At 75.0% G+C, this 13,273-nt stretch carries 11 protein-coding genes; 4 read left to right on the forward strand and 7 right to left on the reverse strand.

Going from position 1 to position 13,273, the window contains the following annotated elements:
* Positions 1-4 precede the first annotated feature (4 nt).
* Complete coding sequence (locus AFE02nite_RS16415; RefSeq protein ID WP_146820050.1) at positions 5-550, reverse strand: NUDIX hydrolase; 546 nt, start codon at positions 548-550, stop codon at positions 5-7.
* 40 nt (positions 551-590) lie between these two features.
* Between AFE02nite_RS16415 and AFE02nite_RS16420 the strand changes: the two genes are divergently transcribed.
* Positions 591-2,120, forward strand: a complete 1,530-nt coding sequence (locus tag AFE02nite_RS16420) for a CCA tRNA nucleotidyltransferase (protein ID WP_034245662.1) — start codon at positions 591-593, stop codon at positions 2,118-2,120.
* A gap of 218 nt (positions 2,121-2,338) precedes the next feature.
* Here AFE02nite_RS16420 and AFE02nite_RS16425 read toward each other — a convergent pair whose 3' ends face one another.
* From AFE02nite_RS16425 to AFE02nite_RS16445, 5 genes are all read right to left on the reverse strand, one after another.
* Entirely contained in the window at positions 2,339-3,121 is a 783-nt protein-coding gene (locus tag AFE02nite_RS16425) for an ABC transporter permease (protein ID WP_034245660.1), read from the reverse strand.
* A complete protein-coding gene (locus AFE02nite_RS16430; RefSeq protein ID WP_034245658.1) occupies positions 3,118-4,128 on the reverse strand; it encodes a daunorubicin resistance protein DrrA family ABC transporter ATP-binding protein in 1,011 nt (336 codons plus the stop codon). Before AFE02nite_RS16430 ends, AFE02nite_RS16425 begins: the two co-directional genes overlap by 4 nt.
* Before the next feature lie 166 nt (positions 4,129-4,294).
* Complete coding sequence (locus AFE02nite_RS16435; protein ID WP_034245656.1) at positions 4,295-4,960, reverse strand: PadR family transcriptional regulator; 666 nt, start codon at positions 4,958-4,960, stop codon at positions 4,295-4,297.
* 212 nt (positions 4,961-5,172) lie between these two features.
* On the reverse strand, positions 5,173-6,468 hold the full coding sequence (locus tag AFE02nite_RS16440) for an MFS transporter (protein WP_034245655.1): 1,296 nt from the start codon (positions 6,466-6,468) through the stop codon (positions 5,173-5,175).
* A 41-nt stretch (positions 6,469-6,509) separates the two neighbouring features.
* Complete coding sequence (locus AFE02nite_RS16445; RefSeq protein WP_261765680.1) at positions 6,510-6,956, reverse strand: nitroreductase family deazaflavin-dependent oxidoreductase; 447 nt, start codon at positions 6,954-6,956, stop codon at positions 6,510-6,512.
* 144 nt (positions 6,957-7,100) lie between these two features.
* Between AFE02nite_RS16445 and AFE02nite_RS16450 the strand changes: the two genes are divergently transcribed.
* The 3 genes from AFE02nite_RS16450 to AFE02nite_RS16460 are packed head-to-tail and all read left to right on the forward strand — an operon-like array spanning position 7,101 to position 11,943.
* Positions 7,101-9,959 (forward strand): cation-translocating P-type ATPase, encoded by a 2,859-nt coding sequence (locus AFE02nite_RS16450; protein ID WP_146820051.1) that lies wholly within the window; start codon positions 7,101-7,103, stop codon positions 9,957-9,959.
* Positions 9,960-10,013: 54 nt separating this feature from the next.
* On the forward strand, positions 10,014-10,595 hold the full coding sequence (locus AFE02nite_RS16455) for an RNA polymerase sigma factor (protein WP_146820052.1): 582 nt from the start codon (positions 10,014-10,016) through the stop codon (positions 10,593-10,595).
* On the forward strand, positions 10,585-11,943 hold the full coding sequence (locus tag AFE02nite_RS16460) for a hypothetical protein (protein WP_034245640.1): 1,359 nt from the start codon (positions 10,585-10,587) through the stop codon (positions 11,941-11,943). The genes AFE02nite_RS16455 and AFE02nite_RS16460 overlap by 11 nt, the downstream gene beginning before the upstream one ends.
* A gap of 71 nt (positions 11,944-12,014) precedes the next feature.
* Here AFE02nite_RS16460 and AFE02nite_RS16465 read toward each other — a convergent pair whose 3' ends face one another.
* On the reverse strand, positions 12,015-12,959 hold the full coding sequence (locus AFE02nite_RS16465) for a type IV toxin-antitoxin system AbiEi family antitoxin domain-containing protein (protein ID WP_052113629.1): 945 nt from the start codon (positions 12,957-12,959) through the stop codon (positions 12,015-12,017).
* Between the last annotated feature and the right edge of the window lie 314 nt (positions 12,960-13,273).

A 13,273-nucleotide genomic window follows, 5' to 3' on the forward strand; every position in this document is an offset into this window, starting at 1 on the left:
GGGGTCATCCGCACTCGGCGAGCACGACGCCGGCGGCGGCGGCGAGCCTGCGTTCGTTCGGGTAGGCGAGCCGCTCGTCGAGGTCGACCAGGCGTACCCACGCCACGTCCTCCGCCTCCCCGTCGGGGTCACCCGCCACCGTGAGCTCGCCGCCGGTCGCGTGCAGCAGGAAGTGGTGCACCACCTTGTGCACGCGGCGGTCGTCGCCGGTGAACCAGTAGTCGATCGTGCCGAGCGCGCGCACCACGCGACCGCGGATGCCGGTCTCCTCGGCGATCTCGCGGACGGCGGCCTCCTCGGGCGTCTCCTCGCCCTCGAGGTGCCCCTTCGGCAGGCACCACTCGAGGCGGCCGGCCCGGTTGCGGCGGGCGATGACGGCCGCGTGCACCTCTCCGCGCTCGCGGACGACGACGAGTCCCCCCGCCGACGTCTCCTCGACGACCGGCAGGTGCCGGGAGCGCGGGGAACGGGCCCGCTCGAGGTGCAGCGCGTGCCCGCCGGGCGGCGTGGGCACGGGCCCACCGCCGGGTTCGGGCAGGACGCTCGACATGCCGACACTGTAACGACCGCATCTGGGACCATGGGGAACCGTGCCTGCCGACTCCCGCCCTGCCGCCGACGCCCAGCAGCCCGCGCCGACCCTCGCCGCGCTGCAGCGCCGGGCCCTCGGCGTGCTCGCCGGGCTCGCGCCCGCCGCCATCGAGCTCGGGGAGGCCTTCGCGGCCGCCGGGCACGAGCTGGCGCTCGTCGGCGGGCCGGTGCGTGACGCGTTCCTGGGCCGGACGAGCAACGACCTCGACTTCGCGACCTCGGCCACGCCCGACCAGACCGAGGCGATCCTCGCCCGCTGGGGCGACGCGCACTGGGACATGGGCCGCGAGTTCGGCACCATCGGTGCGCGCCGGTTCGCGCGCGGGGCGGGCGACGGGACCGGGGCGAGCGCCGACGTCGTCGTCGAGGTGACCACCTACCGCACCGACGAGTACGACCCGGCCTCCCGGAAGCCGGTGGTGGCGTTCGGGGATACCCTCGAGGGCGACCTCTCGCGGCGCGACTTCACGGTCAACGCGATGGCGGTGCGGCTGCCGGCGCTGACGTTCGTCGACCCGTTCGGCGGGCTCGCGGACCTCGCGGCCCGGCGGCTGCGCACGCCCGTGGGCGCGGTGCAGTCGTTCGACGACGACCCGCTGCGGATGATGCGCGCCGCGCGCTTCGCCGCCCAGCTGGGCTTCCGGCTCGACGACGACGTGCGCCAGGCGATGACGTCGATGGCCGGCCGGATCGAGATCGTGTCCGCCGAGCGGGTGCGCGACGAGCTCACCAAGCTGCTGCTCGCGGCGGATCCGCGGCCCGGGCTCGAGGCGCTCGTCGACACCGGCCTCGCGGACCACGTGCTGCCGGAGCTGCCGGCCCTGCGCCTGGAGATCGACGAGCACCACCGGCACAAGGACGTCTACCAGCACTCGCTCACGGTGCTCGCGCAGGCCATCGCGCTGGAGACCGGCACGGTGGAGGCGCCGACGGGTCCCGTGCCCGGGCCCGACCTGGTGCTGCGGCTCGCCGCCCTGCTGCACGACGTCGGCAAGCCCGCCACCCGGCGCTTCGAGGGCGGGGGCGGCGTGAGCTTCCACCACCACGAGGTGGTCGGGGCGAAGCTCGTCGCGCGGCGGCTGAAGGCGCTGCGCTTCGACAAGGAGACGGTGCAGGCGGTCGCGCGCCTGACCGAGCTGCACCTGCGGTTCCACGGCTACGGCGAGGGCCAGTGGACCGACTCGGCCGTGCGCCGCTACGTGACCGACGCCGGCCCGCTGCTCGAGCGGCTGCACCGGCTCACGCGCTCGGACTGCACCACGCGCAACCGCCGCAAGGCGGAGCGGCTCTGGCACGCCTACGACGACCTCGAGGCGCGGATCGCCGAGCTGCGCGAGGCCGAGGAGCTGGCCTCGATCCGGCCCGACCTGGACGGGCAGCAGATCATGGCGATCCTCGGCATCGGCCCGGGCCGCGAGGTCGGCGAGGCGTACCGGTTCCTCCTCGACCGCCGCATGGAGCTGGGCCCGCGCCCGGCGGAGGAGAGCGAGGCGGCCCTGCGCGAGTGGTGGGCAGCCCGCGAGTCCTGACCGGCGGCCCGCGAGTCCTGACGGGCAGCCCGCGAGTCCTGACCGGCGGCCCGGCGCCGGACCGCCGCTGTCCCGCCGTCCGACGCGCCGCGCGGACACCCACCGCCGCTCCTGTGACCGATGTGGTCAGGGTGACCCGTGTGACGGCTCACCCGTCACACGGGTCACTCCCGTCCCATCAGCGGCGGTGGGTGCCCGCGGCCGGCGCTGCGACCCGGTCAGGAGGAGCGCTGGTGCGCGCGGAAGGCGCGGGTGGCCAGCCAGGTGAGCACCACCGCCAGGGCGGCGAGCAGGCCGACGTGGCCCCAGAGCGCGCCGAGGTCACGGTCGTCCGACAGGGCCTCGCGGCCGACGACGACGGCCCACTCGAACGGGTTGAACCGCGCCACGTCCCCGACCCACGCGGGCGACAGCCGCGTGTCCATGATCGCCGAGCTCACGAACATCAGCGGCAGGCCGACCAGCTGGGAGATCCCGATCAGCGCCTCCTGCGTGCCGGTGAGCAGCGCGACGGCGTTCGACATCGCCGACAGCGCGGACGTCAGCAGCACCACCCCCAGCAGCAGGAGCGCGATGCCGGCCGGCCCGCCGTCGAGCCGCGCGCCCGCGAGCCACGCGACCGCGAGCACGACGACCGTCTGGAGCACCGCGAGGACCGACTGGTAGGCGAGCGTCGAGACCACCAGCGCGCCGCGGCTCGTCGGGGAGGCGAGGAACCGGTCCATGACGCCCCGGCTCATGTCCTCGACGAACGCCGTGCCGGCCCAGGCGCTCCCGAAGAGCGTCATCATCATGACGACGCCCGGCGTCAGGAACTCCAGGTAGGACGGCGCCGCCGCCTCCCCGAAGCCCGGAAGCCGCACGACGTTCTCGAACAGCGCCCCGAACAGGAGCAGCCACATCATCGGCTGCACCAGGTTCATGAAGAGGTAGACGGGCATCCGAGCGAAGGCCCGCAGGTTCCGCCCGGTGAGCAGCGCGGTGTGCACGACGGCGGTCACGCGGCCACCTCCTCGTCCAGGGTGCGGCCGGTGTGGCGCAGGTAGACGTCGTCGAGGCTCGGGCGCGCGACGCTGGCGGCCGCGACCTGGATCCCGGCCTGGTCGAGCGCCGCGAGGACGTGCGGCAGGGCTGCGCCGCCGCGGTCGGCCCGCGCACGCACGGTCCGGCCCGACGACGTCACGTCGCGCAGGTCCGGCACCCGCTCGAGCGTGCGCAGCGCGGCCGCCACCGCCGACGGGTCGCCCGTCTCGCGGCCGACCTGCACGACGACGGCGTCGCCGCGCAGGTCGTCCTTCAGCTCGTCAGGCGTGCCGTGGGCGACGACGCGCCCGCGGTCGACGATGGCGAGCCGCCGCGCGAGCCGGTCGGCCTCCTCGAGGTAGTGCGTCGTGAGCAGCACGGTGGTGAGCTCCGCGCGCGTCACCGCCTCCAGCTCGGCCCACATCTGCGCACGTGCCTCGGGGTCCAGCCCCGTCGTCGGCTCGTCGAGGAAGAGGACGCGCGGCCGGTGCACCAGGCCCATGGCGACGTCGAGCTTGCGGGCCATGCCGCCCGAGTAGGTCTTCGCGAGCCGCGCGCCGGCGTCGACGAGGCCGAAGCGGTCGAGCAGCTCGTCGGCGCGCGCCCGCGCGTCGCGCCCCGACATCCCCTGCAGCCGCGCCGCGAGGACGAGGTTCTCGCGGCCGGTGTGCATGGGGTCGCTCACGGGTCGCTGCGCCACGAGCCCGATGGCGCGGCGCACCTTCTCGGGGTGGCGCAGCACGTCGACGCCCGCGACGACGGCGCGGCCGGCGTCGGGCCTGGTGAGCGTCGAGAGCACCTTGACGGTCGTCGACTTGCCCGCGCCGTTGGGGCCGAGCAGCCCGAAGACGGTGCCGGGCTCGGCCTCGAACGACAGGCCGTCGAGCGCGCGGACGGGCGGCGTCCGCCGTCCGGAGCGGTAGGTCTTGACCAGCGCGTCGGCGAGGAGCGCCGTCGTCGGGCCGGTGGTGTGCGGTGGTGCCATGGGTTCCTCCTGGGTGGTGAGCCGCCGGAGGAAGGCACGCGGATACGATGAGGTGGGGTCTCGGGTGCGTGCCTTCGCGGTCGGCTCGTGACTTCGGTGGCTCGGGTGTTGCCGCACCCGGGCCACCACTTCTTCTCCCCCGAGGGTCTCGGCGGAGAGCTCTGGTTCACGGTGCTGGGGGTGGGGCTCCCTCCGCCGTGAGATGGCCCTCGTAGTCCGCGAGCAGGTCGCCGACCTCCTCGCCGGCCGCCAGGCGCCGGTGCATCTCCGCCCACAGCGCCTGCCCCCCGACGGCGCCGCGCTCGAGCCGGTCGACGAGGTCCGCGACGAAGACGCGCTCCGCGCGCACCATCGCGAGCTCGTAGTTGTTCTCCACGAGGAAGACCTCGGGCAGCGGGTACCGGGCCGCCTCGGCGAGCTCGTCGATCCGCGCGTCGAGCAGCTCGAGCCGGCGGCGCAGCAGCGCGAGCGACTCCTCCGGCGTGAGCAGGCCGATGAGCGAGAGGCCCGCCTCGAAGTCCGGGTACTCCTTGGCGGGCACCTCGAGGATCCGGCGGAGCCAGCCCATCGCCTTGGCGCGGCCGGCGTCGGTGATCGCGTAGACGGTGCGCTCCGGGCGGGCGCCCTCGCGCTCGGCGCGCTGGGCCTCGATGAGCCCGTTCTTCTCCAGCGACGCGATGACGGAGTAGAGCGACCCCCAGTTGAGCCGGATGCTGTGCTCCTTGCCGCGGCCGCGCAGCACCTGGGTGATGCGGTAGGGGTGCATCGGCTCCTCGATCAGCGTGGCCAGCACGGCCAGCGCGAGCGGGTTGCTCGACGAGGAACGCGACATACTCACCTCCGTATACTCGGAATGGAGTATTACGCGTTCCAGGCCACGGAAGCAACCCCCGGCCTGCGCCCACTCCCCCCGCACCCCGCGAGGTCGAACGTTGCGACCGAGGTCGAGCGTCCGGACCCTCGATCTCGGCCACAACCTTCGACCTCGTCGCGGGGGCCGGGCGGCCGAGGGCGCGGGACGGGCCGGACGCGCGGTGAGAGGGGTCAGTCCGTGGGGGTGCCCAGGCGGGACTCCGCGGCCGTGTTCGCGCGGAGGTAGGTCACCGACGTCGCGCCGTACGTCACCGCCAGCGCGGCGAACACCGCGGCCGACCAGCCGGCGTCGGGCAGCACCACCGCCGCCAGCGCCGCGGCACCGACGAACGCCGCGTTGTAGAGCATGTCGTACAGGGAGAACGCGCGGCCGCGGTAGTCGTCGTCGGTGTCGCGCTGCACGATCGTGTCGACGGCGATCTTGGCGCCCTGCACCGAGAGCCCCAGCAGCACCGCGGACACCACGACGACGCCGTACGCGTGCGACACCGCGAGCAGCGCCTGGCTCACCACGCCGACGCCGAGGCACACGGCCACCCAGGTCGCGGGACGCATCCGCTCGTGCGCGATCGGTGTGAGCACGATGGCGAGCCCGTTCCCCGCGAACGAGACGCCCGCGAGCAGCGCGAACGTCGCCATGCCGGCGTCGGCGTCGGCCGGGTCGGACAGCAGGTTCCGCGACATCAGGATCAGCGCGATGAAGTTCACGCCGTACAGGAACCGGTGCACGCCCATGACACCCAGGCCCAGCGCGGGGGTGCGGCGGCGGACCAGCCAGCGGGCGCCGTCGACCAGGTCCGCCGCCGTGGCGGCGACGTCGCGCCACAGGCTGAGCGAGCGACGCTCCGGCCCGAGCTGGTCGCGGCCCAGCCGCAGCGCCAGTGCGCTGGCGCCCGCGAAGAACACCGCCGCCACCGCGAGCACGATGCCGTCCCGCACCGCGCCCTCCGGCGTCACCCGGGAGAGCAGGACGCCCAGGCCCGCGCCGACGACGGCGGACACCGCGCCGAGCGTCGGGGTGATGGTGTTGGCCATGAGCAGCTGCGGGCGGGGGACGACGTGGGGGAGGCCGGCCGACAGCGCCGCGAGCAGGAACCGGTTGACGCCGAGCGTCAGCAGCGCCAGCACGTAGACCGCAGGCGTGATGCCCACGGTCGCCATGAGCACGGCGAGCGTGAGGGTGAGCGGCACGCGCACCGCGTTGCCGAGGAGCAGCACCTGCCGGCGACGCCACCGGTCCAGGAGCGGTCCGGCGAAGGGCGCCACCGCCGTGAAGGGCAGCAGCAGGACCGCGAACGCCACGGCGACGTCGCCGGCCGTCGCCATGCGCTCGGGCTGGAAGAAGAACAGCGTGGCGAGCCCGGCCTGGAACATGCCGTCGCCGCACTGGGACACCAGGCGGACGGCGAAGAGCTTGCGGAAGTCGCGGTGGACGGCGACGGTCCGCAGGTCCGACAGGACGCTCATGCCTGGTCCCTGGCGGGCCGGTCGGTGCTCACCAGCGCAGGCTAGTCGCCCGGACGAGGGACGAAGCGCACCCACGGGATGTGGTGGGCGGCCGCGCGCAGGCTCTCGGGGCTGCCGTCGACCGGACCGGCGCCCATGTACCGGAAGAGCGCCCGCGCCGCCCGCGGGTGCCGCCCGGCGTACCGCGCGAGGGCGGGGGCGACGTCGTCGGCGTCGGGGAAGGTCGCGGTGACCGGGGTGCGGCGGCGCCCGACCTGGATCGTGGCCTCGGGGTGCGCGCGCAGGTTGCGGTACCACTGCGATCCCGGGCCCCATCCGGACGCGACCGTGACGTGCCCCTCCGCGCCGCGGTCCACGACCTCGAGCACGGTCCGTCTGGTGGCGCCCGACACGCGGCCCACGTGCTCGAGCAGCAGGAAGCGACCGCCGAGCAGCCACCCGAGGCGCCAGCGGTACAGGAGGAGCGGCGCGCGCAGGAGGGCGCGCATCGGGCCCCTCGGCGGTGCGGGTCGTCCGTCCCCCATGGTCCTCACCCCCGCGCCCGACCGTGCCGCAGATCCGGGGCACCCGCCACCGGGACGTCGCGGCCAGGACCTGCCGCTCCGCCGGGAACCCAGGGGCAGGATGGTCGTATGCCACGCGACGACGGCAGCAAGCACCGGCTTCTCGACCCCTGGCTCACCGACCGCGACGACGTCGCCGCTGCCCTCGGCAGCGACCTCACCACCGGCCTGTCTCCCGACGAGGCCGCCCGCCGACTGGCCGAGCACGGCCCGAACGAGCTGCGCGCCGACCCGCCCGTGCCGACGTGGCGCCGGCTGCTCGCGCAGCTGCGCGACCCGCTCGTCGTGCTGCTGCTCGTGGCCGTCGCGGTGTCCGTCGGGGCGTGGCTGGCCGAGGGCGCGGAGGGGGTGCCCGTCGACGCCGTCGTGATCGCGGTGATCGTCGTCGCCAACGCGGTGCTGGGCGTCGCGCAGGAGCGCAAGGCCGAGGACGCCGTCGCGGCGCTCGCCCGCATCAGCGCACCGACGGCGTCGGTGGTCCGGGGCGGCGAGCAGCGGCGCGTGCCCGCGCGCGAGGTGGTGCCGGGTGACCTGCTCGTGCTCGCGGAGGGCGACACCGTGCCCGCCGACGCGCGGCTGGTCCAGGTCTCCTCGCTCCAGGTCGCGGAGGCGGCGCTGACCGGCGAGAGCGAGGCGGTCGCGAAGCAGACGGCGCCCCTCGCCGGTCCGACGGCCCTCGGCGACCGCACGAACATGGCCTTCGGCGGGACGGCGGTGACCCGCGGGTCCGGCCGCGCCGTCGTGACCGCGACCGGCATGGCCGCGGAGACCGGCAAGATCGCGCAGCTCCTCGCCGAGACCGAGCAGGAGCCGACGCCGCTGCAGCGCGAGGTGTCCGGCGTCGGGCGGATGCTCGGGATCGCGGTGGTGGTCATCGCGATCGTCGTCGTGGTGACCGTGCTGCTGATCTCCGACCTGCAGACCGCCGCGGACTACGTGACCGTGCTGCTGCTGGGCGTCTCGCTCGCGGTCGCCGCGGTGCCCGAGGGGCTGCCGGCCGTGCTGTCGGTGGTGCTCGCCGTCGGGGTGCAGCGGATGGCCGGGCGCAACGCCATCGTGAAGCGGCTGGCCTCGGTGGAGACGCTCGGGTCGGCGTCGGTGATCTGCTCCGACAAGACGGGGACGCTCACCCAGAACGAGATGACGCTCGTGCGCGTGGTGACGGCGTCGGGGTCGGTGCGGCTGGAGGGGGCCGGGTACGCGCCCGTCGGCGCGGTGCTCGCCGACGACGGCACCGACCTTGCCGAGGGCGGTGCGCTGCGCGCGGAGGTCGCCGCGGTGCTCGCCGGCGGCAGCGCCGCGAACGACGCCGTCCTGCGCGCGGAGCCCGACGGGACCTGGGCGCTCGAGGGCGACCCGACCGACGGCGCCTTCCTCGTCGCCGAGCGCAAGCTCGACGGGCTGCGCGAGGCGCGGCTCGCGCGCTCGCGGCGGGTGGCGGCGGTGCCGTTCACGTCCGAGCGCAAGCTGATGTCGAGCATCGAGGCGCCCGTCGAGCCGGTGGTCGACGTCGAGGGCGCCGTCGGGGTCACCGTGGTGACCAAGGGCGCGCCCGACGTCCTGCTCGGGCGCTGCACCCAGGTGCTCGTGGGCGACGACGCGGTCCCCCTGGACGACGCGCGGCGCGCCGCCGTCCTCGCGGCCGTCGAGGAGATGTCCGGGCAGGCGCTGCGCACGCTCGGCGTCGCGGTCCGGGTCACCGAGCTCGCGCCCGACGCCGTCGTCGACCTCGACGGAGACGTGCTCGAGGCGGAGCTCGAGCAGGAGCTGGTGTGGTGCGGCGTCGTCGGGATCATCGACCCGCCGCGGCCGGAGGCGCGCGACGCCGTCGCGGCCGCCAGGCGGGCCGGCATCCGGGTGATCATGATCACCGGCGACCACCCGCGCACGGCGCTGCGCATCGCGACCGACCTCGGCATCGTGCCCGACGGCGCCCGGGCCGCGACCGGGCTCGAGCTCGACGCGCTCGACGACGACGGCTGGCGCGAGGTCGTGCGGACCACGTCGGTGTTCGCGCGGGTGTCGCCGGAGCACAAGCTGCGGATCGTCGACGCGCTCCAGGCGGACGGCCTGGTCGTCGCGATGACCGGCGACGGCGTCAACGACGCCCCGGCGCTGAAGTCCGCCGACATCGGCGTCGCCATGGGCGTCACCGGGACCGAGGTGACCCGGCAGGCCGGCGCGATGATCCTGGCCGACGACAACTTCGCCACGATCGTGGCCGCCGTGCGCGAGGGCCGCGGCATCTTCGCGAACATCAAGAAGTTCCTGCGGTACCTGCTCAGCTCGAACATGGGCGAGGTGCTCACGGTCTTCCTGGGCGTGGTCCTCGCGGGGGTGCTCGGGCTGGCCGGGCACGGCGAGGTGGTCGTGGTGCCGCTGCTCGCCACCCAGATCCTGTGGATCAACCTGCTCACGGACACCGGGCCGGCGCTCGCGATGGGCGTGGACCCGCAGACCGAGGACGTCATGGCGCGGCCGCCGCGGCGGCTGACCGAGCGCGTCATCGACGCGCGGATGTGGGGCGACGTCCTGTGGATCGGCGCCGTCATGGCGGTGGTGTCGCTGCTCGCCATCGACATCCACCTGCCGGGCGGCCTCGTCGAGGGCGACGACGGCGTGGACCTCGCCCGGACCGCCGCGTTCACCGTGCTCGTCCTGGCGCAGCTGTTCAACGCGTTCAACGCGCGCTCGGGCGAGCACTCGGCGCTGACGCGCACGCACAACCGCTGGCTGTGGGGGGCGGTGGCGCTCGCGGCCGGGCTGCAGGTCGCCGTCGTGCACGTGCCGTTCCTCCAGCACGCGTTCGGCACCGTGGCCCTGTCGGCCGACCAGTGGCTGGTGTGCCTGGTGCTCGCGAGCGCCGTGCTCTGGCTGGAGGAGCTGCGCAAGGTGGTGCTCCGCCGTCGGGACGCGGCGCGCGGCTGACCCCAACCTCAAGATCACCCACCTCCGTTCTTGTGTCGACGGAAGGGTGTGGGCATGAGCCAGTGGGAACCATTGCTCGAGAACGTGGTCGCGCACAGATACCCGCGACTGGTGGCGTACGCGATGCTGCTGACCGGCACGCGGGTCGACGCGGAGGACCTCGTCCAGGACGCGCTCGTCGCGACGTTCTCGGGCCGGGCCCGGTTCGCGACCGAGGGCCAGGCCGAGGCGTACGTGCGCCGGGCCGTCGCGTCGAGGTTCGTCGACGCGGGGCGGCGGCGCAGCAGCGAGCGCAAGGCGCTCGCCCGGCAGATCGGCCTGGCGGCGGCGACGGCCGTCGAGCCGCCGAGCGTCGGGCTGGCGCCGGAGGTCGAGGCGGCGCTCGCGCTGCTGAGCCCGCGGGAGCGCGCGTGCGTCGTGCTTCGGCACATGGAGGACCTGTCCACGCGTGAGACGGCGCAGCTGCTGCGGCTGTCGGAGGGCGCCGTGAAGCGCTACCTGTCCGACGGCGTCGCCGCGCTCACCGCTGCGCTGGACGCGGAGGTGGCCGAGCAGCTGCCCGTGACGCCGGCCGTCGCCGCCGGCCCGATCCCCCGACGAACGTCGACCCGGAAGGAGGTGCGTCATGACGCGTGACCTCGGTGACCTGATGTGGGGCGCGGTGGGTGAGCGCTCGCAGTCCTTGGACGGCCTGACCCCCGACGCCGGTGACCTGGCCCGCCTGCGCTCGCGGGTGCGCCGCGGCCGGACGGCCCGCCACGTGCGCGAGGGGGCCGTGGCCGTCCCGGTCGTGGCCGCCCTGGTCGCCGTGGGCTGGTTCGGCCTCGACAGGATGAACCAGCCCGACCCGCCGCCGGCGACCCAGGAGCCGGTCGTCCCGACGCCGGACGACGACGGCACCGACGACGTCGTGCTCGGGGAGCCGATCGACGAGCCCGGGCTGCCGACCTACTACGAGCTGCCCGACGGCCTGCTCGAGCAGACGGGCCCGGGCTGGCTCGTGACGGTGCACCGGCCGTCGCGCCACGACGCGGACGCCGGGATCGACGCCGAGTTCGACGTGCTGGTCAACGCGATGTTCCTGGTCGCGCCGGACGGCACGCACTTCCTGGTCGGCAAGTTCGACGCCGACGCCAACGTGTACCCGGTCGCGTGGCGGGCGGGCAGCCCGACGGTCGACGTCGTCGTCGACACCCTGACTGCCGGGTACCTGGAGCAGCGGCCGGACCAGGACCTCATGGCCGCGACCTACGACCTGCGCACCCGGGCGTTCACCGAGCGTGAGGGCGACGCGATCTGGCCGCCCGACACCTCGCTGGACGTGCCGCGCAGCCCGTCCGGCCGTGGGATCAGCATCGAGTACGCGGACACGTTCACTCTCTCGGCGGCGGACGGCGGGGCGAGTGCGCAGCTGGGGTATGCCGTGCCCGGCAAGGTGTGCTCGCCGGTGGGCTGGCTGGGCGAGCAGTCGTTCCTCGCGCTGTGCCTCGACGCGTCGATGCTCACCGACGGCGGCCTCGACGTCGGCGGGACCGAGTGGGACTACCACCCGGTCCTGGTGCAGGTGGACCTGGACGGTGCCCGGGTGCTGTCGGTCGCGGAGGTCCGGACCCTCGCCGAGGGGGACCCGCTGCCGAGCGCCGGCGAGGGCATCGCGGTCCGCGACGGCGTCGTGGCGTTCAGCTCCGAGACCGGTGGCCCCTACGGCTGCTGGACCGGTGTGGACCTGTGGACCCCCGACGGGTTCCAGGCGCTGCAGCGGCCGGAGGCCGGGGAGAACTCCTTCGACGTGCGCGTGGTGGACGGAGTCGCGTACGTCCAGGCCTCCCCGGGCTGCACCGGCGAGGGCGGGGCGGCCACGCTCACCGCGCACGAGCTCACCACGGGCGGGTCCCGGCTCCTCGAGCCCGCACCGGCCGACTGGCGTCCGGGCGAGCCCGGCACGGTCTGGGACGGCCTGATCGCCTGGACGGTCGCCGAGTAGCAGGGATGGCCGCTCCGCTCGGAGACCTCCGCTCGCCTGGCGGGTGGAGGTCTCCGAGCGGAGAGACTCGCTCACCTGGCCACCACGCAGGTGCGGCCGCAGGGACGCGGGTTCCCCGACCATCCGCGGGCCGCGAGCGCTGCCGCCACCTGCGTCGCCGTCGAACAGGGTGTGACCGTGACGTGCCGCCAGCGGTACCGCAGCGTGAGGTCCCCGCGTGCCAGGAGGACGGCGTTGTCGCGCCATGTGTCGGCGTCGGTGCGTGCGCCGGGATGGCCGAGCCAGCCGTCGAGCTCGACGCGCACGCCGAGCCCTTCGTAGACGCAGTCGGCGCGGATCCAGAGACCGCCGACGACGTCGCGGCGCTGGAGCACAGCGCACGGGAGACCGTGCCGCCGTTCGACGTCGCCGTGATAGCGCCGCTCCAGCGGTGACTCGATTCCGGCGGCCACCTCGGCGACGAGCTCGAGCAGGAGCCCGCGCCTGGGGAACGGACCTCGCCGGGACGCGGCTCCTGCGACGGCACCCGGAGGGACGCCGGCGCGGGCGGCCGCGCAGAGCCAGCCCACCGCGTCGTCGACGTCGCGCGCAGCCGCCACGAGGTCCAGGACGGTGTCTGCGCCCAGCGTGCGTGGTGGCCGTCCCCCGACTGCCGGCATGGTCGTGCGCCGGTGGAGGACGATGCCGTCGGTCGGCGTCACACGGCGCGACTCCGGGACGGTCACGTCGACGACGCGCGGCGGTCTCGCGGTGAACCCGAGCAGCCGAGCCGCTGAACGGTGGCTCAGCGCCGCCCCCTCGCCCGCGTACGCGAGGGCGGCCGAGGCGCTCGTGATCCACGGCACCGGCCCGGAGAACGTGGCGAAGACGCCGCGGTGCAGGCGCTGCCAGTCCCCGGCCTCGACGCGTCGGGTGATCCACGAGTCGTCTGCACCCGCTGCACGGAGCTGTGCGCGGGTCAGGACGCCGTCGTGCGGCGTCGCGAGGGCGGTGACGAGGTCGCGGGAGAGGCGCACACGCCGAGCGTCGGGGCTGACGTCTGCCTCGCCGCCACCGGCCCGCCCGCCCGGTGGACGACCCACGACGACGGCTCCCTGTGCACCCCCGGGCGCGCGGCGGGCGCGCGACCGTCGCGCCGGAGACTTCCGTTCGCATACCGGTCGGAGCCTTCCGTCCGGAGCCTTCCGCCCGCCGGGGTCGGGGGCAGCGCCGCGGGGGGCGGCCCTCGGTGGGGCGTGCCCGTGGGCGTGAGAAAGGCCCGGGTCCCTCCCGGAGGAGGGACCCGGGCCCCGGGTCGAGCACGCTCAGCGTGTGGAGCGAGTCACCCGCC

The organism is Actinotalea fermentans, from assembly GCF_007991475.1.
In the GTDB taxonomy this organism is placed as follows: domain Bacteria; phylum Actinomycetota; class Actinomycetes; order Actinomycetales; family Cellulomonadaceae; genus Actinotalea; species Actinotalea fermentans.